Here is a 25,439-nt window from a genome sequence, read left to right on the forward strand (position 1 = left end):
ATTGGCTGATCCGCATGTTCCGTCTGAAGCAACTGAACGTAGAAGTCCTCATCGTGTCATCTCTACCGCTTCTTATTATCATCCCGAACGGCGGGGCCGCGTGTTTGGTGGCGGATCCGATGAATTTCCCGAAGAACCGGAAGCGGGGAGCGAAATGGATGGCGATTCCGGCGATGACAGATTCAGATAGCAGCAGGTAGGGCAACAGATGAAATGAAAACGCTGTATATGAAATTGGACGGTAACTTTCCCCAAGAACTTATTGTTAAAGGAGAAAATCATGGCAAATATTGCACGCCGCTCCCCGCTTTCGAGCGATATAGCCCGTTTTGACCCATTTTATAATATCGATGACTGGTTCGACTGGGTCAAAAATACCGGAATGCGTCCTTTTTCCATGGAAATGGAAAACGCACCGACGATCAAGATGGATCTGAGCGAAAGCGATACCGCTTACACGGTGCGAGCGGAAATACCTGGAGTAAAGAGAGAAGACGTGAAGGTGCAGATAGATGGCAACCGCGTTTCTATCAGTGCGGAGACCAGGCAGGAAAAGGAACAGAAGGAGGGTGAAAGGGTCATTTGCCGCGAGTGCCGGCAAGGCTCAGCCTATCGCAGCTTTACGTTGAGCAGCGATGTGGATGACGCCAGGGCCGAGGCCAGGTATGAAAACGGCACCCTGGAACTGACATTGCCCAAGAAGGAAGGCAAGACCGCCAGGCATATTGAGGTAAAGTAGGGTAAACCAGAGTGGGAGAGCGGGACAGGCGCAGGAGAGATACAACCCCGCCCCTATCCCACCGGATATGCCGTTACCCTTATGCTGATCCGGTTGTTCCCCGAGCGCTTTCTGTTGCGGAAAGTATCGCTCCAGATGGGAGAGTGCGATGCCAGTAGGCGAATTATGCAATCGTGACGTGGTCATCTTGCGGCGTGAGGACACCATACTTGCTGCCGCAAAACTCATGCGCCAGCACCATGTGGGCGATGTAGTGGTTGTAGATGACAGCAGCGGCTTCCGGCGTCCGGTCGGAATCATTACGGATCGGGATGTGGTGATCGAAATCATGGCGACCGAGCTCGATCAAAAGGTGATAACAGTCGGCGACATCATGACCGGGGGACTGGTTACGGTAAAGGAGAGCCTTGGGGTATTCGAAGCCATCCAGTACATGCGGACAAAGGCTGTAAGGCGGCTGCCGGTGGTGGATGAACAGGGCGCGCTGGTGGGCATACTCACGCTGGATGATCTGCTGCAGTTGCTGTCGGAGGAATTGGCGGCAATTGCCCGGCTGATTGCGCACCAGCAGCAAAAAGAAACCCAGGACCGCCGTTGACAGCCTCTCCGGCAAGATCGACATTATTCCATGATATCCGCCGCCCAGCTTCAATTGTCCCGCTTCAGGCCCGATGCCGGCCAGCGGAGAAGGCTTGTTTTCCTCCTGGGGTTCATCCTCGGCTGCTGGCAGCCGGCTACGGCTGATATCCAACCGACGGTAGGCGCTTTGGAAAAAAAAGAGAAGAAGGAGAAATCGATTATGCCCATGAGCTTAACTGCATCGTCCTTTCCCCAAGACGGGGAGATTCCTGCTCGTCATACATGCGAAGGGCACGATATTTCACCGGAACTCTTCTGGACAGATGTCCCAGAGGGGACGAAAAGCCTTGTCCTGATCGTGGATGATCCGGACGCGCCCGATCCAGCAGCACCGAAAAGGACCTGGGTACACTGGGTCTTATATAATATTCCCCCGCATGCAACGGGTCTTTCGGAGGGGATCCCAACCGAAAATCTTCCTCACGGGACCCGCGAGGGCACCAATGATTGGCAGCGCACCGGCTATGGCGGCCCCTGTCCTCCGATCGGCAATCATCGCTATTTTCATAAACTCTATGCGCTCGATACGGTGCTGCCGGATTTGAAGCAGCCCACCAAGTCCAAGCTGGAGGAAGCGATGCGAGGCCATATCATCACTTATTCCGAATTGATCGGCCGGTATCAAAAACATTGAATGCTGCCGGCGCCGGACCAGCTCCTCCATCCGGTCCGGGATCCGCTTGTCTTTTCATCATGCGAGGCAATCGTTTCCGCCGGCGTTTCGTCCTCATCCACCTGCCCTGAAATGGATTAGGGGCATGCTGGCTATTTAGCATCTTGTCCGCTTCCCGCATACTCCACCCTGTCCAACTGCCGGATTTAGGATTATCGCTTCCCCCCGTGATCTCATGGGGAATGGAATATCATTGCATGGCTATTGTCACCTGGCCGTCTATCGCCACGGGAACGAGTGAATGCTGTGTCGAAGAATTTTCCTGTTCCCGGCCCCGAGATTTGCTAATCTATTGAATCGAAAGTATAGGAACAGTATTTGCTTCTTCATTCTGAATCATCGACCTGTTCCATTATTTCCCTGCAACGGCGGGGAGGAGAATGGAATCCGCATGCGTCAGGTCAACCATAAAGCCGAGGTGGCCGTGTTATGACATATAAGTGTTTGCCGGTTATTTGCCTATTGCTGTTTGCGGGTTGCGGTTCGCTCCCTGTTTCCGTCAAAAGCGGTTCCGTCGGCCGTGCGGTGCAGATTGAAAACGCACGCGGCGAAATTTCCCGGAAGGAAAGCAAGGCAATTCTCGCCCGGGTCGAAAGTGGCGGCGAGCCAACCGGCATATTTGAAAGGCATCTCGCGCAGGTGGAGCAGATCGCCGGCAGTGCCCTGACCACGGGCAATAAGGTGACGCTGCTGATGGATGGCCCGTCTACCTACAAATCCATGTATGCGGCAATTCTGGATGCCAGGAATCATATCAACATGGAAACATACAGCATCGAGGACGACGAGGTCGGCCGCCGCTTCCGGGATGCCTTGGCAGCCAGGCAGGAGCGCGGCGTGCAGGTGAATCTGATTTATGACAGTGTCGGGTCGGGGAACACGCCCAGCGAATTTTTCCAGCCCCTGATCGCGAGCGGCGCAAAGGTGCTCGAGTTCAATCCGCTCAATCCCCTCGCGCTACGCAAGAAATGGGAAGTAGGCCGCGACCATCGCAAGCTCCTCGTTATCGACGGCAAGGTAGCTTTCGTGGGCGGGGTCAACATCAGCAGTGTTTATTCCAGCGGGTCGTTCCGTTCAAAAACCCCAGCGCCCGATACTGAGCCCTGGCGCGATACGCATCTGCGTATAGAGGGCCCCGTCGTGGCCAAATTCCAGCAGCTATTCCTCGCGACCTGGAATCAGCAGAACGGCGAGGCCCTTCCGGCCAAAAACTTTTTCCCGAAGCAAGAAGAGAAAGGGAGCCAGATTGTGCGCGCGGTGGCCAGCAGTCCGGATGAGGATTGCAACCAGATGTACGTCACCCTGCTTTCCGCTTTGAACAGCGCGGAAACCTATGCCTATATCACCAACGCGTATTTCGTGCCGAACCAGGAACTGCTCGCCGCGCTCGAGCAAGCTGCCCGACGGGGAGTGGATGTGCGCCTGCTGCTGCCCAGCAAGAGCGATTCGAATCTCGTTTTTTACGCTTCGCACTCTTATTATGAAGAGCTGCTGGCTGCGGGAGTGAAGATCTACGAGCGCAAGGACGCCATGCTGCATGCCAAGACCGCTCTCATAGACGGCGTATGGTCTACTGTCGGCTCAACCAATCTCGACTGGCTGAGCCGCGAGTACAACCACGAGGTGAATGCCGTGATCCTGGGGCAGGAATTCGGGGCGCAAATGAAGGCGATGTTCGACAAGGACATTGACTCCTCGGCACTTATCACTCTGGAAGACTGGCGCAAGCGATCGATCGGCGAGCGGCTGAAAGAATTCGGCGCGAGGCTGTGCGCGCGGTGGCTGTAGCCCCGTTTTCTTCCCCATTTCGCGCTGATGGGGGTAGCCGAGAATCTCCGCTATCGGAAATGGCACACGCATGGCGCCTCTCAGACGAACAGCAACAGGTATGCGGCGATAGTCGCCATGCATAGCATAGGCACCGAGAAGGCATGAAAGACGAGCCAGCTCTTGCTGTCCCGGACCATGCGCAATGCGATGATATTGGCAAGCGACCCCAGGATGAAGCCGAAGCCACCGATATTTACGGCATGAGCGATCAGCTTCCAGTTTCCGGAATATTCCGCCAGAAGGATGGCAGTTGGCACGTTACTGATGAATTGGGAGATGAGGACTCCGGCAACGAAAAAATGCCTGGGGTCGTCAGGTACCTGCGTTATCATTCCGTGTAAAAGGGGCATTTCGGCAACCAGCCGTACGTCCACGAACATGAGCACGAATACCACGATCAAGGGCCAATCGACCCGTTTGAGCGCGTGGCGATAGGCGATTAAAAAAATGAATAACAAAAATATGACGGCTATTTCTCCCTGACGCATATATAACCAGGCGGCGACTGCGAAAGGTCCAGGCAGTAAGCAGAAGCAGCAGGGCAAGCAATATCGCGGCAAGCGGAGCCATGGCGGCCGCAAAGCGGTAAAATGACGCACCGGATAGCTGCCAGAGAAAAAGGTTCTGGGGATTTCCGATCGGCGTCAGGGTGGATCCCGCGTTTACCGCAAGGGCTTCGAAGACCACAAGGCGTGTTACCGGTATCGTTCCCATTACCCTGAGGCCCAAGGTGAGCGGCACTACAACGAAGAGCGTGACGTCATTTGTAAGCACCGTGGATAGCAGTGCCGCAGCAATTACGAGGGTCAGAGCCAGTGTCCTTTCCGTAGACATCAACAGCGCCAGCCGCTTGCCGAGATGATGCAGATAGCCGGAAGTCTCCACGCCTTTCGTCAGTATCAACAATCCTGTGAGGGCGGCGACTGTATGCCAATCTACGAGTTCCGCGTAATCGGCTATCTGCCCATGGCCGGTGATCGCGAGCAGGACAAGAAGTCCGATAAGGCACCACAGGAAATAGTCTTTTTTTAATGTGTGAAGCAGGGATGCGCGCTGCGGCTGTTCCATTTGATCAGGTCCTGTTTATTCTGCAGGGATGCAACAGACTGAACCGCCGTGAATGGCTGGGAGATGCTGCCGGAGTTGGCTGAAAGGAACAGGGAAGGCTTCAGGCCGCAACCGCAACTTTCTGGGCAACGGCTTCGTATCCAGGGGAAAAGCCAGACTGAATTTTTCAGGCAGTTTCGTTGTCATGATAGCTATGCCTGGGCGAGGTGATGGAGCGAGATGCCTATCGATTTTACCGGAAGCCTGCTTCTCCACCGTGCACCTATTTCATCGAAGAAATCCAATGAACAAACGTGTTATCGATTTCATTCTTCTAGCGGGTTTTGCCGGTCTTTTTTTTGGAATCGCCTCAGTGGGCCATGCACAGGAAGACCATGAGAAAAAGGCTGAGCAATTGCTGAAAAAAGCGATCGAAAGCGGCAGAGAAGGAAGTGCAACAGCGGTGGTCAGACATACCGAGGCGGCCAGAGAACAACTGATTCAGCAGAACAGGGAACATCCTTATACGCATCCGAGCCTGCATATATATGGAGAGAACCCGAAAGCGGAGTATGATGATGCGCTCTTTGAAGAGATGGCGCTGGCGATCAGCGAAGCGAGGAAGGGAAACGCAAGAGCTGGCGGTGAGGCGGCGTCGAGAGCCTATCTCCACCTGAAGCAGAAAGAGCAGGCGAAATAGCTGTAAGTGGTCCCAGCTAGGGCCTGTTAACAGGCCCTAATTACCTTCCATGGATTCGGTATACATTCCGTCACGTGCCAGGCCATTCAGCCGGCAGCGTTTGAAAAAAATCTCCTGGGCTTTCACCTTGCTATCGTCCCGGCCTTTCCAGGCATCCAGAACCGGCGCCTGGAGCGCCCGGCCATAGGAAAAGCTGAGCTGCCACGGTTGCGGTCCCAACTCATTTATTGCGCTGAGGTTGGCGGTTGCATCTTCCGGGCTTTGACCTCCCGACAGGAAGACGATGCCTGGAATCGCGGCAGGTACATATCGCTTTAAGCATCGCACCGTGGCCTCTGCAATTTGCCGGGGCTCAGGCTGGGATGGACATTTCAGGCCGGCAATCACCATATTGGGCTTGAGCAGGATTCCTTCGAATGCGATGCGATGAGCGTCAAGTTCTTCGAACAGGCTTTTCAGCACTTGCGAGGTGACCGCTTCGCAACGCTCGATGCCATGCTTCCCATCCATAAGGACTTCGGGTTCCACGATCGGCACGATGTCCGCTTCCTGGCACAGCGCGGCATATCGCGCCAGAGCATGGACATTGGCGTGGACGGCATAGGGCGCTGGTAACTCGCATTCATCGATCTGTATGACTGCGCGCCATTTTGCGAACCTCGCCCCCAGTTGCCTGTATTCCGCCAGCCGGTCCCGCAATCCGTCCAGGCCTTCGGTGACCTGATTGCCGGAGTACAGCGCCAGCGATTTCGCGCCCTTATCCACCTTTATGCCGGGTATGATTCCGCGTTCCGACAGCAATCGTACAAAAGGAATACCGCCAGCGGAGCTCTGGTGCAATGTTTCATCGAAAAGAATGACGCCGCTGATATAGCGTTCGATGCCTCCAGCGGTAAAGAGTAGTTCCCGGTATCGCCTGCGATTTTCCTCAGTCGACTCGAGCTGGATCGCATCGAAACGTTTCTTGATGGTAGGACTGCTTTCATCTGCTGCAAGAAGTCCCTTCTGCTTTGCCACGATGGCAGCAGCCACTAACTTGAGTTCATCGATGTTCATCAGCCTGGTTTCCTTTTCAATGCCACTCCGGATAAAAAACCTGAAATAGTACTGAACAGTCTATCAGTTTGTTTTTTGTTTCCTCGCTTTCCAAAAATCGCGAGGGTCATGGCGTGGTGGCCGGTGGCGCAGTGAAGATACCGAGATACGATAAAACGATCAAGGCGGCGATGACGCCGGCTATCAGGATGAAATAAGGCCAAACAGGTTTTTTATCGGCATAGGGATCTTTGAGCGAGCGGCGGGAACCTTCTGGCAGATAACCCAGCTTGGTGAGCGAAGTGCCAAACGAGATGTTGATTCGCGCGCGCGCATTGATTGCCCAGCCATTCGCGTCCAGCAGGGGGCCGAGATTACGCTTCTTCAGCTTGAACCATGCGACCACCATGGCCGGACCGGAAATCAGCAGCATCAACCCGATAATCGCCAAAGGGATCTGCCACAGCTTGAGACCCAGGATGCCGCTGACCAGGGAGGCGAGAACACCGCCGATCGCTCCCAAGGCCAGTCCTATCGCGGCGAATATCCCTGCAAATTTGCCCACGTCGAAAGGGGCCTTCGGAGGTGGAGGCGGAGTTCCAGGGGCGGCAGGAGTGCCCATATCCACAGCTGTACTGATCAGTTTCTCATCCGTGGCGGCCGCTTTCGATGCGGCGAGTTTTTGCAACTGCTCATTGATAAACCGGGCAAGTTTTTTGTAGGGAGACCAGAACGCCTGCCGGATGCTGATCGGATGATCGACTATGCGTACTATGGTTGCATCCCAGTCGTGGCCCTTCCGGTCATAGAAGATGCCGTTTCGCCCAACCATCAGAAAATCGGAGTCGCCAGCGGTAAAGGCGGCCGCTATGCTCATTTTTTCGGTCCCACCATTGCGCACGCACTCGCAGTACGCAAGATACAGGCCACTGGTGCTGGCGAATTCCGCATGTTTTGCGATATCGTCCACCCGAATGCATAGATCGCAACTCCGTCCATCCAAGTAGAGCGTGCCGAGCTGGAAGATGGCTTTGTCTCTTCCGGTGTAAAAGCTGCGAAACGATACGAAATTGTTGACGAGGTTGAACAGGTCGCGTTTGAAGCGCAGAAGTTTTTCCACTAGGCGAATCGCCTTTACCTCGTTCTCCACTGCCTTGTCCTGGCTGAGCAGGCTGTCAATGGCTTTTTTGTGTTCGCTTTTGAAAATCTCCCGTATTCGCTGCTTGCCCAGTTCCTCCGCCTTGCATGCCGGTTTTGCCGCCTGCCAGGCTTCGAATGCGGCAAATTTTGTGCGCAACATTGTCCACTCGGAAGCGCTTAGACTTTCTTTTTTTCCGAGTAGCGGCGTAATGACCAGTTCGCGCAGCGCATCGACCTGTTTTCGCCAGGCGGGATTGATTCCGGAGATCAATGGCAATGGCTTGCCGGGTTCCACGGTTGCCAGCGGAAAATTCGCTATATCGGTGTTCACGGCCGACAATGTTTGGGCTGCGATGCCCTGATAATCCTCCACGGAGCGGCTGAGCGGGACAGCCGCGCGGGCATCGTATGCGGCCAGGTCGCACCGTGTAAAATAGTCGTTGATCTTGTCCTCGACCGCATGAAAGGCGCCAGCGGCGGACTGGGTTGTCTCATCCAGAAAGCGGATAGCGGGGTCGCCGTCGCCCTGGCCTTGCCAATCGCAGTACGCGGCAATTTCAGCGAAGAACGAATCACTGAGTTCCTGGCTGATGCTGGGCTCACCGTTCACATCAGCAACGGATCCCTGGTATTTGACGATGTCTTCCGCCGTACTGCGCAGTTTTACGTCCGTAATCTGGCGGACGCTGATCAACCCGTCGCCGTTGAAGTCCAGTCCGGCAACCAGTTTCTCGACGTCAGCCAGATCTGCAAGAGAAATTTCGGTCGCGTCGGGCTTACCAAGATATTTAAGGATATATTGTGCGGACGCCAGCACCTGGTGTCCTTCTTCGCTGCTATCGTCTATATCCGCCAGAGCCAGGCTGGGCGATCCCTCGACCATGAGATCGGAGTTTTTCAGCAAACCACCTGCCCAGGCAATTGCAGAGAGGATTTCATTCGCATGTACATGCGCGTCCTTGTCATGGTCGATCAGATCGAGCGTCTTGTTATCGAATTCGATGCCGCGGGTCGGACAACTGAGCGCCACCCACAGTTTCTGATCCAGTGCTTTCAATGCCAGCAGATCCGCGCCGCTATCGATCTGTGCCTGATCGAAACCGCCCGCCCGGAAAAATTTCCATGTATGGGAAGAAGCCATCATGCCTGTCCTTGTTGTTATTGAAAAACCGTTTTACCCTCTAATACTTATAGGTCGAATACCGGAATATTGCAAGGGTTCTCTGCACAATTGCACGAAATTCAGCAAGCCGTGCAGTATGTAGTAGTCCGTGCAGAGTCGGCACACCGGACCGGTCTCGCCTGGGATGGGCTATCATTCTGATTTTAAATCGATACCGGGTCCCGCCAAGCCATCAAATCCCAATTTGACCAGGGCTTTCTGTTCTTCTTCGGTTTGCACCCCGCATGCGATCACGATAACGCCGATTTGTTGAGCCAAGCCGCATAACGCTTTCAGCCGTCTCTGGTTTTCCCTGTTCTGATGAATCCGATGCACCAGGCTGGCATCTATCTTGAAGTAGTCAAGGCCCAAGCTGGCCAGTTTTTCCGATTCCCCAGCGGTATGGCCGACATGATCCACCCCGATGCGGCAACCGATTTCCCTGAACGTGCCGCAAAAACCCTGGAATGCCTCAAATTTACGCAAGGCATCATATGCCGTCATTTCGAGCCATATCCGGCGACATAAATCCGGATGCCTGCACAGCAATTCAGTCAGTTTGCTGCGGGATTCCCCATTGGCGATGGTTTCGACAGAGAGGTTGATGGCGATATCTTCCGGGAAGGAATGCAGATGTTCGAGGGCATGGCGGGCGACCCCGAGATCGAGCGTTCCGATCAGATCAAGATGCACCGCGATGGGGATAAAGTCCGGTGCATCCAGCCAGCCGCCGTTTTGCTGCGCTTGCATGCGAACGGATGCTTCCTGGTGCAGTAATTCCCCGGCACGTCCTACCACAGGCTGGAGAACCAGCCTGAAGCGGTCCTCCCGGAATGCATCATTGAAAATATGCCGCCAATCCCCAATATTCGCAGCCGGGCCGGCCTGGGTTGGGGCCGCCCGGGCTAGCGTCCTGGCAGTGCCTTCGGCGGCTGCCAAGGCCGCATCGGCACTGGCAAGAAGTTCGCGCAACTCGTCCCCTTTGCGGTATCGCACGGCGCCGATGTGGCAGATGTCCGTAACCTCGTCACCAACTCGCGACAGCAATACCGTGAGTTTCGAAACGACTTGATTCGCTATGGCTTCGGTATTGTCGGCGTGCGGGATAAACAGCATGAAATCCGACCCGTTCATGCGGGCGGCGAGAAACCCCGGGTTTTCGCCCTCCGAAGTTTCGCCGATATGGCTCAGGAGCGCGCCTGCTTCGCGAAGCAGCCGGTCGGTCTCGATACGCCCGAGCTTCTGATTGATCTGTTCGAGTTTATCGAGGCGAATAAGAAACAGAATACCGGTTTGCATGCCACCCGATGCATCGGCCTTGTTTTCCATCATTTCACGCAGCCGGTTCATGAAATATTCGCGATTGGCAAGGCCGGTGACCGGGTCAAGGTTCATGCGCTCGTTCAAGTCTGCAAGCCGTGAGCTTTCTTCAAGCTTCCTGTTATGCAATTGTCTTATCAGGTCGTTCGTGGCGCGCGCGATGCTGCGCAGCTCCAGGATCCGGGGTTCGGAAATAGTCAGGAAATTACGGTTCGTTATGGCTTCCGCCTGATCCACCATCGCTACCAGCGGTTTCTTTATTGCGTGGAGTATCAGCACGCCGATGAGTCCCACAAGGGCGGCCGCCGTGAGGTACCAGATCATCAGCGTGCTCGCCTGGTCCCATAGCATGCGATAACCCAGATGGGACTGGCTGGCAACCTTGATGACGCCAAAGTGCACTCCGTGATCCGTCGCCTGAGCGTGCCCCACCTCGACCCTTATTGGAAAAAGACTCATGAACCAGCCAGGAGCCGCAGCTGCAACCGGTCTCTGGGTACGCTCATCGATGATACTGCCGTCCGGCGCGGTAATGGAGATCGCCTCATATTGGCCAGTATCGAAAAGGGCGGCAATCTGCAGATCGATGGTAATGGGATCCTTGCTTAACTGCGATATTGCAAGGGCGAGGGAGGTCGCGCTATCGATATTTTTTTGATGCAACTGCTGTTCGATGTGGCTGCGGATGCTGGCCATGCTTAGCGCAAAGCTGCCCGTAAAACTTATTAGCGTAACCAGTATGATGGCTAACCAGAGTTGTCGTGAAAGAGACATTTAAGACCTGATTTTTATTATCCTAAATTCGCCTTGTAGCGAACCCACCACGCAAGTGAACGTCGAGTGTCGCGAAAGTCTTTGTGGATCATGGTTCCAAACTAAAAAAAAGCGATCAACTACCGGATTGAAGATTATTCCATGAGACGATTCAAATGCAGTATAAATAAGTGGGGTGACTGAGGCAGAGGTTATCACGGAGTGGACTGTCGTTTCAATTTTGCGCCCGAGGCCGCGCGGGCTGTTTTGATATGAGGAATCCCGGGGCAACTGGCGGAATGCCGGGCAAGGTGTGGGCGCCATATGCGACGGTGGCCGCCGACAGGCGATCCGAGGCGGAAATGCTCCTGGCCGCTAGCTCGTCGTCATGAACCGGAGGAATTACATGCGCACCGCCTTCATTTCCCATCCAGATTGCCTGCTGCATGAAATGGCTTCGTATCATCCCGAATGTCCGGCCCGGCTCAGTGCCATTAATGATGAATTGCTGGCTTCCGGATTGATGCGGGCAATGGAACGAATCGAACCCCATGACATTCCCCTCGCATCGATGGAGCAACTGGAGCGGGTGCATTCCCCCGAATATATCGCTTCGCTCGCGGCAAAGGTGCCTTCCACGGGAATCGTTCATCTTGATCCCGATACCTCGATGAACAGGTATAGCTGGAACGCTGCGCTGCGTGCGGCAGGGGCGGTGGTCATGGCAACGGACCTGGTGATTGGAGGGCGCATGACAAATGCCTTTTGCAGCGTTCGTCCCCCGGGCCACCATGCCGAACGGTCCCGCGCGATGGGATTCTGCCTTATCAATAATGTCGCCGCAGGCGTAGCCCATGCCCTGGAGGCGCACGCTCTCGAACGTGTTGCCGTGGTGGATTTCGACGTGCATCATGGCAATGGTACCGAGGATATCTTCCGGAACGATGAACGCGTGATGATGGTCTCGATTTTCCAGCACCCATTTTATCCCTATAGCGGCATCTCGGGGCGTTCGGAGCGGATGGTCAATATTCCGCTTGCGGCTGATAGCGGAGGAGAAGTTTTTCGCTCGACAGTCAACCGGTTCTGGCTGCCTTCCCTGGAGAAATTCAAGCCGCAGATGTTGTTCATTTCAGCCGGCTTCGATGCCCATCGGGACGATGATCTTGCCTCGCTGAATCTTGTAGAGGGGGATTACGCATGGGTGACGCGGCAAATAATGCAGGTGGCATCGGTATGGGCCGGCGACAGGATCATATCCACGCTGGAGGGCGGATACGATCTTAAAGCGCTCGGCAAGAGTGTCGCGGCGCATGTAAAAGCACTGTGCGGTGCGGCGGTTAGCGATTGACGAAATACTGCTCGATGATTTTAGGGTCTGTTCAGCCCTTCCTTCACAGCTCTGGTAATCTTTGGGCGCGGCCATGGTCCAACTTTACCAGGCTCTGGTTTGGCGCATAGCGTCCATGATGAAGGGTGCGGCAGAACGGCGCGCGTGAATCCATGGTTTTCGAAAGGGAATTTTCTGAAGTGTGAATGGTATGCCGACAGAAAAGCGAGCCACGGGCATTAGCGGAACAAGGCGCATTCCATTGGTGCTGCTGATCCTTGTATTGATCGGCGGCGCCCTGGTAGTAAGCCACTACTCTACTGTAAAACCCCTTATCAGGATTGGCGTGCTGCATTCGCTGACCGGCAGGATGGCGGAGAGCGAAAAGCCGCTCGTGGACGCTCTCAGGCTTGCCATCGAGGAGGCGAACGCGGCGGGAGGAATAAAAGGGCAAAAAATCGAGGCCATCGTCGTCGATTGCGGCTCCGATCCGGAGCATTGCGCACAGGAGGCGGAGCGCCTGATTACACTGGAGCAGGTACAGGCGTTGTTTGGATGCTGGACTTCGGCTTGCCGCAAGGCAGTGAAAAAAGTCGTGGAAAAACATCATCACATACTTTTTTATGCGCTACGGTACGAGGGCATGGAGCAGTCCACGAACATCCTGTATGGGGGCGGTGTACCCAATCAACAGATTATGCCCGCGGTTCATTGGGCGCTGGTAAATCTTGGTAACCGGGGGGAGCCTGGCCAAAGCGGTATCCATAGCGGGCGTGGCAAACGAGTCTACCTGACTGGATCGAACGATGATTTTTCGCGCGTAGCCAGTATTCTCATCAAGGATTTACTGGTTGCGCATGGCGCGATCATAGCAGGGGAGCGGTATATATCCGCCGGGCTTCCGGATATGGACGATCTGGCGGCAGATATCGCCGGGAAGAGGCCGGACATGGTTCTGAATACCATCAGCGGCACAGACAATGCAATGTTTTTTCGCGCACTGCAAAAGAGGGAAATCACCCCCGAGAGGATACCCGTATTATCTTTCAGCATCACCGAGGTAGGATTGTCCGCCGAGGAAATGCCTCCCATGGCGGGTCATTATGCGGCGCGAAACTATTTCCAGAGCATTCGAGGCGCGGAGAACAAGGCTTTCGTAAGCCGGTTCCGGGATCGCTTTGGACAGAACGCCGTGATCGACGGGCCGGGGGAAGCGTCTTATGTCAACCTGCAAATGTGGGTACAGGCGGCGCTCGAGGCGGACTCGGGCGATGTGGCCCAGGTGCAGCGCACCATCCTGCGCCAGAGCCTGCCAGCACCCGAGGGGCTGGTTTCGGTCGATCCCGCGACGCGCCATGTATGGAAAATTGCCCGTGTCGGCAAGGCGCGGGGCGATGGTCAGTTCGATATCGTCTGGGATTCCGGCCGTCCGCTGGAGCCGGCCCCATTTCCGAGCTACCGTTCGCGTGAAGAATGGGATCAACTCCTTAGCAGAAGCGAGGAAGCTTCCCTGAGTCTCGCTTCGCCATGAGCATCACCCTCCCCATGACCGTGAGATTCACTTCTCTTACGCAGCGATTCACCGTCTGGTTCGTCGCGGTTTCCCTGCTACCGATTCTGATAATCGGCTACAGCCTGCTGCATACCTTCGAAATCGAAATGGAGAAGACGGCGATCCGGCAAGTCTCCGCCATTGCCGATATGAAAGCAGAACAGATCGATAGCTATCTGCGAGAGCGTCTCCGCGATGCCAAAATCATACAGGCGGCCAGCACCACACGCATGGCCATGCCGGAGCTTGCCGCGGCATATGCCGAAGAGGGGATAAAATCCGCCGCGTATCGTCAACTGGATGCCCGCTACCGCAAGCATTTCAAGCGTTTTGTCGAGGATGCCGGATATTACGATCTTTTCCTGATTTCTCTCCAGGGCGATATTGTTTATACCCAGGCCCATGAAATCGATTTCGCCACCAACCTGATCACCGGACCCTACCGGAATAGCGGCCTGGCTTATGTTGCGCGTAATGCGCTTGATACGCTGCAGGAAGGCGTGTCGGATTTTGAACGTTACGGACCGTCGAAAGGCGCGATCGCGGCTTTCATGGCTTTTCCGATCATGGCTGAGGGTAAGCTCGAGGGTGTCCTGGCGCTTCAGATATATAGCGAGCGCGTATTCCAGGTCGTTACCGACAATGTCGGACTAGGTGCGAGCGGCGAAACCATGATAACCCGGCTTCTGAACGAGCGCACCGCCCTGGTGATGGCGCCATTGAGACATGAGCCCAATGCAGCGCTGGAGCTCAAGGTGCCCCTTAACAACCCGCCATTTTCGAAAATGATCCAGAGCGGCCTGCATGGCGAGCGTGGAGCCGGCCTGAAAGAAGATTACCGCGCCAAGGAGGTGGTCGCCGCATGGCGCTATCTGCCGCGCATGAACTGGGGCATCGAGGTCAAGATGGATGCGGACGAGGTGTTTGCATTCGGAAGGCGCGTGCGTACTTTCAGCCTGGTGATTCTCGGGATAACGCTGCTCGCCGCTATTCTTGGCGCTATCCTGTTCAGCAGGCGCGTTGTTGACACCTTGAAAAAACTCAGCCACAGCGCACAGCATATCGCCGCGGGAAACCTGCAACAACGCGTGCCGGTTGGGGGATGGGATGAGATCGGGCAACTGGCCGGTACTTTCAATACCATGATCGAGCGATTGAATGCGAGCACCCGTAAGCGGGAAGACGCCGAAGACAACCTGCGGCAACTCAATCAGGAGCTGGAGAACAGGGTGGCAGCCCGCACCGCGGACCTGGAGCGAGTCAATGCGGCCCTTGTCAGCAAGGAAGAAGAGACACGTTCCATTGTGGAACACATGGTGGACTGCATTGTCACCATTGATGACAAAAGCATTATCCGCTCGGTCAATCCGGTAATAGAAAAACTCTTCGGTTATACGCGCGAGGAGGTGCTGGGCCAGAATATTTCGATGCTCATGCCTGAACCCCATCGCCGCGCGCATGACGGCTATATCGACAGATACTTTCGAACGGGGAGGGGGCGTTGTGAATTCGACCATATCCTCACCCTGGAAGTGGAAGGCGTACATAACATCGGCATGGGCCGGGAAGTCGAGGGGCGGCACAAGAATGGCCAGCTCGTCGATCTGTATGTTGCTGTCAGCGAATATTTCGTCGGGGGAAAACGATACTTTACCGGTATTCTGCGCGATATCCACGAGCGCAAGCAGGCAGAGCAGGCATTGCGCGGCAGCGAGCAGCGGCTGAGGGCCATAGTGGATAACCTGGGGGCTTTTGTCGGGGAGATGACGCCTGATGGAGTACTGGTCGAGATCAACCGCACTGCTTTGGAGACGGGCGGCCTGCGGAGCCGGGACGTGATCGGCAAGAAACTCTATGAGACGGCATGGTTTTCGTATAAGGAAGAAGTGCAGGCGCAAATTCGCGAGGATATCGAGAAGGCGCTAGCCGGGAAGATCGTGCGCCACGACCTGGTTGTACGCATCGCCAACCGTGGCCTGATGACTATCGATTTCATGCTGGTACCGGTGCGCGATGCGAAGGGCCAGATAGCCAAGCTCATACCTTCGGGTATCAATATAAGCGAGAGAATGCGTATCCTGCGCGATCTCGAACAGGCTCGTCTCGATGCCGAGCAAGCCAATCAGGCTAAATCGATTTTCCTGGCTGCCATGAGCCATGAGATACGCACCCCCATGAATGGCGTGATCGGCATGGCGGATGTGCTGCAGCAGACCAGTCTCAACGGCTACCAGATGGAGATGGTCGACCTTATCCGCGAATCTGCGTTTGCGCTGCTGGAAATCATCGATGATATTCTCGATTTCTCCAAGATAGAGGCAGGCCGGCTGGAAATCGAACAGGCGCCCACATCGGTGGTGAGCGTCGTCGAGAAGGCCTGCAACATGCTCGAAAGCCTGGCTGCGCGAAAAGGCGTGGAGCTTACCTTGTTCCTGGATCCGGCGATTCCGGAGGAGGTCCTGGGAGACGCGCTGCGCTTGCGGCAAGTGCTTGTCAATCTCGCCAACAATGCCATCAAGTTTTCCAGTGGACAGCAGGAACCGGGCCGGGTGTCAGTGCGGGCGCTTCTGGCCAGCCATGACCGCGATCAGGTGACGGTGGAGTTCCAGATCGCCGACAATGGGATCGGCATGAGCGAGGAGATCCAGGCAAAACTTTTCAGTTCCTTTACCCAGGGCGATACTTCCACGACGCGCAGATTTGGAGGAACCGGACTCGGCCTGGCTATTTCCCATCATCTGGTCGAGCTCATGGGGGGAAGTATCACAGTCCAGAGCGCGCCCGGTAAGGGGTCGACATTCACCGTGCGTCTCACATTTGTGGCCCTTCCCGCCAAACCCGTGGCGAAGGTGGTTGACCTGGCTGGCGTTTCCTGCCTGGTGCTGGGAGACGAGAAGGGGCTGAGCGACGATCTGGCCGTGTATCTGAAATACAGCGGGGCTGCCGTTGAGCGGGTAGCCGATCTCGCGGCGGCCCGTAATCGGATAGAAACGCTTCCGCCAGGCTTGTGGCTATTGATCATCGATGCCGGACATGCCTTCCCCCCCATAGAGGAATTGCGGGAAGCATTTCGCGCACGTCCTGATCTCGATCCTCATTTCGTGGTTCTGGAGCACGGCCACCATCAGCCCGACATCGAGCCACGGTTCGTGGTCATCCGGCGCGGGCGCCGCCGCCACGAGCGCTCCGAAGCCGTTGATACGGTTACTCTGGATGGCGACGTCATGCATCGGGATGCTTTTCTCCGTGCCGTGGCGATCGCTGCAGGACGGCTGCACGAGGAAATGGCTACACAGCAGCCGGCCAAGATCGATTCGCTGGTTGCGCCATCGAGAGACAAGGCGCTGGCGGAAGGCAGGCTGATCCTGGTGGCGGAAGACAATGAAATCAATCAGAAAGTCATCCGGCAGCAGCTTGCGCTGCTGGGATACGCTGCAGACATAGCCCCTGATGGAAAGGAAGCGCTGAAGCGCTGGATGAGCGGCGATTATGCGCTGCTGCTCACCGATTTGCATATGCCGGAAATAGATGGTTATCAGCTGACGGCTGCGATCCGTCTCGCCGAACGAGACAAGGTCCGCAAGCCCATCATCGCCTTTACTGCAAATGCATTGAAGGGTGAGGCGGAGCATTGCCGGGCAGTGGGCATGGATGATTATCTGAGCAAGCCGGTTCAGCTTGCCCATCTGAGAGCGATACTGCAAAAATGGCTGCCCGCGCCAGCGACGCCCGTTACTCCCGCTGCCTATGCCGACCATCTTGTGGCGGCATCGCCTTTCGCATCCCCGGCGGCGCCGGCGGAAAAGAAACCGGTGGATGTGACCATCCTAGAAAACCTGGTAGGAAACGATCCGGCGGTGATCAGCGAATTTCTCCACGATTTCAGGATCAGCTCGGCAAGAGTCGCCGTGGACTTGCGTGCCGCATGCGAAGCAGGACAGGCCGCGCCGGCGGCGGCGGCCGCACATAAGCTCAAGTCTTCGGCCCGTTCGGTGGGAGCAATGGCTCTGGGCGAATTGTGTGAACAGATGGAGCAGGCAGGGAAAGCAGGGGATATGGATGCGCTGAGAGAATTATTGCCGCGCTTCGAGCTGGAACTGACGTTGGTGAGCCACTATATCGATTCTCTGGAGGCCAAGGGTTCCTGAGGGTTTCCGGGCGAGAACGTTACGCCACTGGTAATATATTCCTGGGAGAGTCCCCTGGATAAACCTTTCGTGCCGCGAGGTTTATCCATCGCGGTTTCATGGGTTATGATTACAATGGCAAACCTGGAACAACGAAACAGGCCAACTAGGCTAGGTAGTGCGACGCCAATACGTGAAACCGAGCAATGAGGCAGTCCGTTTGACGCCTTGTTTGAGGCTTTATTCAGTATTTTTTAGAAAAACAATATGGTCGAACGATCCGCTATCAGGATTCTGGTGCTTGACGATGAATCCTTCATGCTCAAGCTGCTCAACCGTGTTCTTGCCAATCTCGGATTTACATCGGTAATACTGTGCGATAGCGGGCGTGTTGCGCTGGAAAGCATCGATGCAAACTCGCGGCCCAACATTATCCTGCTGGATCTCAACATGCCGGAAATGGATGGAATAGAATTCGTGCGCCATCTCGTCGAGCGCCATTATACCGGCAGCCTCATCCTGGTCAGCGGGGAGGATGAGCGCATGTTGCAGACTGCCGAAAAACTGGTGCAGGCGCACAAGATTCCCATACTGGGGCATTTGCACAAGCCGGTCCGGCCGGAATCGTTGTCCCTGCTGCTCGATAAATGGACTCCTCCTTCCAGCAGCGGCCAGGGGATACCAAAAAAAGTTTACCACGCGGAGGAATTGCAGGCTGCCCTAAACAATCGGGAGCTGGTCAATTACTACCAGCCGAAGGTTGCGGTCGCGAGCGGCGAGGTGATTGGCGTCGAGACGCTGGTGCGCTGGAACCATCCGGTGGATGGGCTCGTATTTCCCGATATGTTCATCGGGGTGGCCGAAGCTTTCGGACTGATCGACGAACTGACACAACTGGTTTTCAGCAATGCGCTGATCCAGGCAAAAGCGTGGAGAGAGGAGGGAATCCGGCTTCGTGTTGCCGTGAATGTGTCGATGGATAATCTGGCATCCTTGAGTTTCCTGAATTTTGTTGCTGATATGACTGCCGAAGTCGGCATCGCTCCCCAGGATATCGTGCTGGAAGTGACGGAAAGCCGCTTGATGCAGGATACGCGGGCACCGCTTGAGATACTCACGCGGCTGCGCCTGAAGCGTTTCCGGCTATCCATCGACGACTTTGGCACCGGGCATTCCTCCCTGGCTCAGTTGCGTGATATTCCCTTCGATGAACTCAAGATTGACCAGGGGTTTGTCCACCACGCCTGGAGCAATGAGACCCTGATGGCGATGTATGAAGCCAGTCTGTCACTGGCGAGGCAATTAGGCATGGAAGTTGTTGCCGAAGGCGTGGAAGACCGGAATGACTGGGATCTTCTGCAGCGCACGGGCTGCGATCTCGCTCAGGGAGCTTTTGTTTCCCGGCCCATGCTGCCTGTGGAACTGCCCGGCTGGATCGAGATCTGGCACGAGCGCGTGCGGACCGAGCTTTCCCTTGGGAAGCGCTGAATAATCCTGAATCCGGGCAGTTGGACAGGGTGGAGTGTGCGAAAGCCGGCGAGATCAAATGACGAGTGCCGCCGCCACGCGCCGTCCTTCCGCCATCAATATGTTGTAGGTGCGGCATGCCGCCTGGGTATCCATTACTTCCACCCCGATCCCCGCAGCAGTCAGCATTTTCGTCAGGGAAGGATGCGGAAACCGCAGCATGGGTCCTGTCCCTAACAGCACCATTTCAGGCTGCAACGAAAGCAGGAATGCAAAGTGCTCAGGCTTGAGTTGCTCCAGGATCCTGGGTTCCCAGTCGATGATGCGATCGGACAGGACGATCAGGCTTTGTTCGTAGCGTATCTGGTTGATCGTAACATATCCGGCACCGTAGCCGGTGAACGTGTTTTGTTCGGATAACCCGGAAAGGTGCAGCTTCAAATCAGTCTCCATTTGCGGCACGTTGGTCTGTCGGGTAACATTACATCTTTTTTGCGATGCAATAAAGCGGAACAAAGGCATGATCAGCCGAACAGACTACCTGCTTGAAAATTAAAATTCCGATTCCGTCGCCCATATCCTCCTCTTTGCAGGCGGCCACGGCGTGTTCGCGGCAACCGCCTCTTCCAGTCATCCAATCCATAACCATGCAACCCATCCTGAAATCCAGCAAGCTGGCCAATGTCTGCTACGACATTCGCGGGCCTGTGCTGGACCGCGCAAGGCAGATGGAGGAGGAAGGGCATCGCATCATCAAGCTCAATATCGGCAATCCCGCCTCATTTGGCTTTGATGCGCCGCAGGAAATTCTCCAGGATGTGATCCATAACCTGTCTGCCGCTTCCGGGTATTGCGATTCAAAGGGGTTGTTCGCGGCACGCAAGGCCATCATGCACTACACCCAGGAGAAACAGATCCAGGGTGTGCGGATGGAGGATATCTATATCGGCAATGGCGTTTCGGAACTGATCGTGATGGCGATGCAGGCGCTGCTGAACACCGGGGACGAAGTGCTGATTCCCGCACCCGATTATCCCTTGTGGACAGCCGCAGTTGTACTGGCGGGAGGAACGCCACGGCATTATGTATGCGATGAGAAGTCGGACTGGCTGCCCGATCTGGATGACATTCGCGCGAAAGTGACTTCCAGCACTCGCGCCATTGTTGTCATCAACCCCAATAATCCGACCGGCGCACTTTACCCGGACGATATCCTGCGCGGGATTGCCGATATTGCGCGCGAGCACCAGCTGATCATCTACGCGGATGAGATATACGATAAGGTATTGTACGATAATGCCACTCATACCTCGATAGCCTCGCTCGCGGAGGACGTGCTGTTTGTGACATTGAACGGGTTGTCCAAAAATTACCGGGCTGCGGGCTTCCGCTCCGGGTGGGCGGTGGTTTCCGGGCAGAAACAGTTTGCGCGCGACTATATTGCCGGACTGACCATGCTTGCCTCGATGCGGCTCTGTGCGAATGTGCCTTCGCAATTCGGCATCCAGACCGCGCTCGGCGGATACCAGAGCATCAACGACCTCGTGATGCCGACCGGACGCCTCATGCGGCAGCGCGATCTGGCATGGAAGCTGCTCACCGACATTCCCGGCGTGACGTGCTACAAGCCGAAGGCGGCGATGTACCTGTTTCCCCGGCTGGATCCGGAAATTTATCCCGTCGAGGATGATGAGCAGTTTGTCCTGGATCTCCTGCTGGAGGAAAGAGTGCTGCTGGTGCAAGGCAGCGGTTTCAACTGGCCGGCACCCGATCATTTCAGAGTGGTATTCCTGCCCAATAGCGACGACCTCACTGAAGCGATAGGGCGGATCGGCGATTTTCTCGGGCGATACCGCAAGCGAACCCGGATCAGATCACCGGACGAGAGCAAATGACGGGAAGCATGATTTTTTATTCTTGACTGTACATCGTACCAGCAACATTTCCAACAATTCATTCATCTGTCAGGACATGAAACCCATCAGCGTAGGATTACTAGGCATAGGCACTGTCGGCGGGGGTACTTTTGCAGTACTCAAGCGTAATCAGGAAGAAATCAGCAGGCGCGCGGGGCGAGGAATCATCATTCGCATGATTGCCGACCGTGATGTGGAAAAGGCGCGAAAAATCGCGGGTAATGACATTGTGGTCACGGACGATGCAAACGCAATCGTGACGCATCCAGACATAGACATCGTGGTGGAGCTGATAGGCGGATATACCGCCGCGAAAGAGCTGACGCTCAAGGCCATAGAAAACGGCAAGCATGTCATCACCGCCAACAAGGCCCTGCTGGCCTCGCATGGCACGGAAATATTTGCGGCAGCCCAGCGGAAGGGCGTAATGGTTGCGTTCGAAGCAGCGGTGGCGGGTGGAATACCCATCATCAAGGCGTTGCGCGAGGGCCTCACGGCGAATCGCATCGAATGGATTGCGGGGATCATCAATGGCACGAGCAATTTCATTCTCTCGGAGATGCGCGACAAGGGATTGACCTTTGATACGGTGCTCAAGCAGGCGCAGAAGCTGGGCTATGCCGAAGCGGATCCCACTTTCGATGTCGAGGGCATCGATGCGGCGCACAAGCTTACCATCATGGCTTCGATCGCCTTTGGGATCCCCATGCAGTTCGACAAGGTTTTCACCGAAGGCATTACCAGACTGACTCGTGAAGACATACGCTACGCGGAAGAACTGGGATATCGCATCAAGCTTCTGGGCATTACCCGGCGCACTTCGGCCGGAATCGAGTTGCGCGTCCACCCGACCTTGATTCCCGCGCGCCGCCTGATAGCCAACGTGGAAGGGGTGATGAACGCCATCGTGGTAAAAGGCGACGCGGTTGGCGCAACGCTATACTACGGCGCGGGAGCCGGTGCGGAACCCACGGCCAGTTCTGTCGTCGCGGACCTGGTGGATGTCACCCGGATGCATACTGCCGATCCGAAACATCGCGTCCCCCATCTCGCTTTCCAGTCCGACCTGCTTTCCAATACGCCGGTCCTGGACATGGAAGAGGTGGAAACATCTTATTACCTGCGACTGCGAGTCATCGATAAACCGGGGGCATTGGCCGACATCACCCGTGTGCTCGCAGACCTGGGAATTTCCATCGACGCAATGGTGCAAAAGGAACCCAGCGAAGGGGAGGACCATGTGGACATCATCATGCTTACCCATCTGGCTCTGGAGAAAAATATCAACGCCGCAATCGCCGGGATCCAGAAGCTGCCCCTCGTGGTGGGTAAAGTGACACGTATCCGGCTGGAGCAATTGAACAGCAAGTAGCGATGTCCTTCAGCTTACGCTGCAGCAGTGCGCCGCAAGGGGGCTTCCCCTTGAATACCTTCGAATACACCGCGACTCCGGCCTGAACCGGCTACCGGTTTCGTTTTTTCAGGAAGAAAAAATGCGTTATGTTTCTACCCGGGGCGGCATGCCGCCCAAAAAGTTTTCCAGCATTCTCCTGGGGGGGCTAGCTGCAGATGGCGGGCTGGCCATGCCTGAGGCGTACCCGGAGTTCGATTCCGCCGCGTTGCAGCAATTGCGCGGCCTGAGCTACCGCGAGCTGGCGTTCGAGATCATTTCCCGCTTTGCCGACGATATTCCCGCCGCTGATTTGCGCAATATCATTGAACGTACTTACACAGCCGGATCCTTCGGCAGCGATGAAATCACCCCCCTTAAAACCCTGGAACCCGGACTGCATATCCTGGCGCTGTCGAATGGGCCGACCCTGGCATTCAAGGATATCGCCCTGCAATTACTTGGCAATCTGTTCGAATACACGCTGGCAAAAACCGGGGACCACCTGAATATCCTGGGCGCCACATCCGGGGATACCGGGCCCAGCGCGGAATATGCCATGCGGGGCAAGGCGGGAATCCGGGTATTCATGCTGTCGCCGCAGGGAAAGATGAGCCGTTTTCAGACAGCCCAGATGTTTTCCCTGCAGGATCCGAATATTTTCAATATTGCCATCCGCGGCGTGTTCGATGACTGCCAGGATATCGTCAAGGCAGTCAGCAATGATTCCACTTTCAAGCAGAAATACCATATCGGAACGATCAACTCGATAAACTGGGCCCGCATCGCCGCGCAGATCGTCTATTACTTCAAGGGTTATTTTGCCGCAACCCGATCAAACGCGGAACAGGTGTCGTTTGCGGTGCCATCCGGTAACTTCGGCAATATCTGCGCGGGGCATGTGGCTCGAATGATGGGACTGCCTATCAGGCGCCTGATTCTCGCCACCAATGAAAACGATGTGCTGGATGAGTTCTTCAGGACAGGGCGCTACCGTCCCCGCGGCACCGATGAGACGCATCACACCAGTAGCCCTTCCATGGATATATCCAAGGCGTCCAATTTCGAGCGTTTCATTTTCGATCTGGCGGGACGGGACGCGAATCAGGTGAAGGAGCTGTGGGGGAAAATCGAAAGGGAAGGAGGAGGTTTTTTCGATCTTTCCGGCGGCTCCTTGTGGGAGAAGATAAAGGACTTCGGCATTGTTTCCGGAACCAGCAGCCACGCGGTCCGCATCGCAACCATACGGCGGATTCATGAACAGTATGGCGTGCTGGTGGATCCTCACACCGCGGATGGCTTGAAAGTGGGAATGGAATACCGCGAGGAGGGCGTGCCGCTGGTTTGCCTTGAAACCGCGCTTCCGGTCAAATTTTCTGAAAGCCTCATGGAGGCTATCAGCCACGAGCCGCCACGCCCAGCCGGGTATCAAGGCATAGAGAACCTGCCACAACGGTATGTGGTAATGAATGCCGACGCCGACCCGGTGAAGACATTCATTGCCGAGCAAGCACGCAATACTGGCGAAGCAGGCACTTTCGAAGAATATGAAAAGGTAGTGCGATAACGGTTTTTGGAAGACTGTTGCTGCATCGTGAGCGGGGATCGGGCAGCGGAGGGGATGCTTCGACCGCATCACAGTTTTGTTGGGGCGCAGGCATCCCGCTACGGGGTCGCATCTTCCTTTCGGAAGACACTGCTCCGCCCTGCGCGGTCGCACCATTCGCGTCGTCGCCTTTCGCGCATTATCCCGCAAAGCCGCCGCCGCGCCTGCGGAGATTTATTCAGCGCTTCCCTAAATGCGCTGTTTCTTCGCCGCGGAAAGAAAATCATCCAGTATCGGGCCCGAGTCGAGCAATTCGCTGGCGTCGAAGTGAAACTCGGGGTGCCATTGAAATCCCGTCACATAACATTCTCCACGCATGCGTATGGCTTCGATGATGCCGTCGGTGGAGACTGCTTCGACCACGGAATCCCGCCCCAGCCGTTTGATAGCCTGATGATGAATACTGTTGACGAGGTGGACGGGATTATTTCCATATAACGTCGCCAGACGGGAATTTTCCTCGATATGCACCTGGTGGCGGTGCCGGTCGTAAAGCACCGCATCCACGTGGGGAGCAGCATCCGGGCACTCCGTGACGATATCCTGGTACAGGCTTCCGCCCAGCGCCACATTGATAAGCTGCAGGCCGCGGCATATGCCGAGTACGGGTTTTCCCTGCACCACGCACTCCCAGAACAGTTCCATTTCGTAAAGATCGCGCACGCGATCACCGGACCATTCAGGCCGGATGGGGGTTTCTCCATAAGAGATCGGACTGACATCCGCGCCCCCCTGCAGCACCAGGCCGTCTATTTCCTTGACATAATCGCTGATGCGCACGCTGGAACGTTCCACCCCTCCCGATTCTATCGCCGGCAGCATGAATGCCAGCGCACGGCGCCGCATGATCCAGTGCGCGACACTCTGTTCGAGATATTGCAGTGTTTTGTTGCGAAATCCCAGTTCTGCAGGAGGGTTGTGCAGAATGCGCGGCGATAAACCAATGCGTAACGGGCGCGTCATCGTGGTGGCTGGTGTAATGCTTCGGAAGCTCTCTAGTCAAAAATGCCGGA

General features: G+C 55.7%; 18 protein-coding genes and 1 pseudogene. 12 read left to right on the plus strand and 7 right to left on the minus strand.

Annotated features, from left to right (window positions below; translation table 11 throughout):
- The first annotated feature begins 280 nt into the window (after positions 1-280).
- From ACZ5CE_RS04755 to cls, 4 genes are all read left to right on the plus strand, one after another.
- Positions 281-739 (plus strand): Hsp20/alpha crystallin family protein, encoded by a 459-nt coding sequence (locus ACZ5CE_RS04755; RefSeq protein WP_464576670.1) that lies wholly within the window; start codon positions 281-283, stop codon positions 737-739.
- A 148-nt stretch (positions 740-887) separates the two neighbouring features.
- Entirely contained in the window at positions 888-1,337 is a 450-nt protein-coding gene (locus tag ACZ5CE_RS04760) for a CBS domain-containing protein (RefSeq protein WP_464576671.1), read from the plus strand.
- A gap of 201 nt (positions 1,338-1,538) precedes the next feature.
- Positions 1,539-2,012: a YbhB/YbcL family Raf kinase inhibitor-like protein gene (locus ACZ5CE_RS04765; protein ID WP_464577431.1), complete on the plus strand. Its 474-nt coding sequence runs from the start codon at positions 1,539-1,541 to the stop codon at positions 2,010-2,012.
- 468 nt (positions 2,013-2,480) lie between these two features.
- Entirely contained in the window at positions 2,481-3,839 is a 1,359-nt protein-coding gene (gene cls, locus ACZ5CE_RS04770) for a cardiolipin synthase (RefSeq protein ID WP_464576672.1), read from the plus strand.
- Between the two features lie 80 nt (positions 3,840-3,919).
- Here the strand turns inward: cls and ACZ5CE_RS04775 are convergent, their stop codons facing one another.
- Together ACZ5CE_RS04775 and ACZ5CE_RS04780 are read right to left on the minus strand one after the other, a co-directional pair.
- Positions 3,920-4,138 carry a hypothetical protein gene (locus ACZ5CE_RS04775; protein ID WP_464577572.1) on the minus strand — a complete coding sequence of 73 codons (219 nt, stop codon included), beginning with the start codon at positions 4,136-4,138 and terminating at the stop codon, positions 3,920-3,922.
- Positions 4,139-4,174: 36 nt separating this feature from the next.
- A pseudogene (locus ACZ5CE_RS04780) lies at positions 4,175-4,949 on the minus strand (SLC13 family permease); the annotation flags it as partial.
- A 283-nt stretch (positions 4,950-5,232) separates the two neighbouring features.
- On the opposite strand from ACZ5CE_RS04780, the gene smbP reads away from it, so the two are divergent.
- Positions 5,233-5,628 (plus strand): small metal-binding protein SmbP, encoded by a 396-nt coding sequence (gene smbP / locus ACZ5CE_RS04785; protein WP_464576673.1) that lies wholly within the window; start codon positions 5,233-5,235, stop codon positions 5,626-5,628.
- A gap of 36 nt (positions 5,629-5,664) precedes the next feature.
- On the opposite strand, the gene ACZ5CE_RS04790 is transcribed toward smbP, so the two are convergent.
- The 3 genes from ACZ5CE_RS04790 to ACZ5CE_RS04800 all read right to left on the minus strand — a co-directional run bounded on the left by ACZ5CE_RS04790 (position 5,665) and on the right by ACZ5CE_RS04800 (position 11,059).
- Positions 5,665-6,684: a class I fructose-bisphosphate aldolase gene (locus tag ACZ5CE_RS04790; RefSeq protein WP_464576674.1), complete on the minus strand. Its 1,020-nt coding sequence runs from the start codon at positions 6,682-6,684 to the stop codon at positions 5,665-5,667.
- A 106-nt stretch (positions 6,685-6,790) separates the two neighbouring features.
- Positions 6,791-8,947, minus strand: a complete 2,157-nt coding sequence (locus tag ACZ5CE_RS04795) for a hypothetical protein (RefSeq protein ID WP_464576675.1) — start codon at positions 8,945-8,947, stop codon at positions 6,791-6,793.
- A gap of 171 nt (positions 8,948-9,118) precedes the next feature.
- A complete protein-coding gene (locus tag ACZ5CE_RS04800) occupies positions 9,119-11,059 on the minus strand; it encodes a bifunctional diguanylate cyclase/phosphodiesterase (protein ID WP_464576676.1) in 1,941 nt (646 codons plus the stop codon).
- 385 nt (positions 11,060-11,444) lie between these two features.
- On the opposite strand from ACZ5CE_RS04800, the gene ACZ5CE_RS04805 reads away from it, so the two are divergent.
- The 4 genes from ACZ5CE_RS04805 to ACZ5CE_RS04820 all read left to right on the plus strand — a co-directional run bounded on the left by ACZ5CE_RS04805 (position 11,445) and on the right by ACZ5CE_RS04820 (position 19,535).
- Complete coding sequence (locus ACZ5CE_RS04805; protein ID WP_464576677.1) at positions 11,445-12,389, plus strand: histone deacetylase family protein; 945 nt, start codon at positions 11,445-11,447, stop codon at positions 12,387-12,389.
- A gap of 190 nt (positions 12,390-12,579) precedes the next feature.
- The gene (locus ACZ5CE_RS04810; protein ID WP_464576678.1) at positions 12,580-13,899 is read left to right on the plus strand and encodes an ABC transporter substrate-binding protein; all 1,320 of its coding nucleotides are present in this window, start codon (positions 12,580-12,582) and stop codon (positions 13,897-13,899) included.
- Positions 13,896-18,068, plus strand: a complete 4,173-nt coding sequence (locus ACZ5CE_RS04815) for a PAS domain S-box protein (protein WP_464576679.1) — start codon at positions 13,896-13,898, stop codon at positions 18,066-18,068. The genes ACZ5CE_RS04810 and ACZ5CE_RS04815 overlap by 4 nt, the downstream gene beginning before the upstream one ends.
- Before the next feature lie 246 nt (positions 18,069-18,314).
- Positions 18,315-19,535, plus strand: coding sequence for an EAL domain-containing response regulator (locus tag ACZ5CE_RS04820; RefSeq protein WP_464576680.1), 1,221 nt, complete (start codon positions 18,315-18,317; stop codon positions 19,533-19,535).
- A 54-nt stretch (positions 19,536-19,589) separates the two neighbouring features.
- Here ACZ5CE_RS04820 and ACZ5CE_RS04825 read toward each other — a convergent pair whose 3' ends face one another.
- Positions 19,590-19,955: an Mth938-like domain-containing protein gene (locus tag ACZ5CE_RS04825; protein ID WP_464576681.1), complete on the minus strand. Its 366-nt coding sequence runs from the start codon at positions 19,953-19,955 to the stop codon at positions 19,590-19,592.
- 206 nt (positions 19,956-20,161) lie between these two features.
- On the opposite strand from ACZ5CE_RS04825, the gene ACZ5CE_RS04830 reads away from it, so the two are divergent.
- From ACZ5CE_RS04830 to thrC, 3 genes are all read left to right on the plus strand, one after another.
- Positions 20,162-21,409 (plus strand): pyridoxal phosphate-dependent aminotransferase, encoded by a 1,248-nt coding sequence (locus ACZ5CE_RS04830; protein WP_464576682.1) that lies wholly within the window; start codon positions 20,162-20,164, stop codon positions 21,407-21,409.
- Between the two features lie 76 nt (positions 21,410-21,485).
- On the plus strand, positions 21,486-22,802 hold the full coding sequence (locus tag ACZ5CE_RS04835; protein ID WP_464576683.1) for a homoserine dehydrogenase: 1,317 nt from the start codon (positions 21,486-21,488) through the stop codon (positions 22,800-22,802).
- Positions 22,803-22,923: 121 nt separating this feature from the next.
- Complete coding sequence (gene thrC / locus ACZ5CE_RS04840) at positions 22,924-24,387, plus strand: threonine synthase (RefSeq protein WP_464576684.1); 1,464 nt, start codon at positions 22,924-22,926, stop codon at positions 24,385-24,387.
- 228 nt (positions 24,388-24,615) lie between these two features.
- Here the strand turns inward: thrC and ACZ5CE_RS04845 are convergent, their stop codons facing one another.
- The gene (locus tag ACZ5CE_RS04845; RefSeq protein WP_464576685.1) at positions 24,616-25,389 is read right to left on the minus strand and encodes a gamma-glutamyl-gamma-aminobutyrate hydrolase family protein; all 774 of its coding nucleotides are present in this window, start codon (positions 25,387-25,389) and stop codon (positions 24,616-24,618) included.
- Positions 25,390-25,439: the final 50 nt, after the last annotated feature.

The organism is Nitrosospira sp. TNL200 (genome assembly GCF_055386305.1).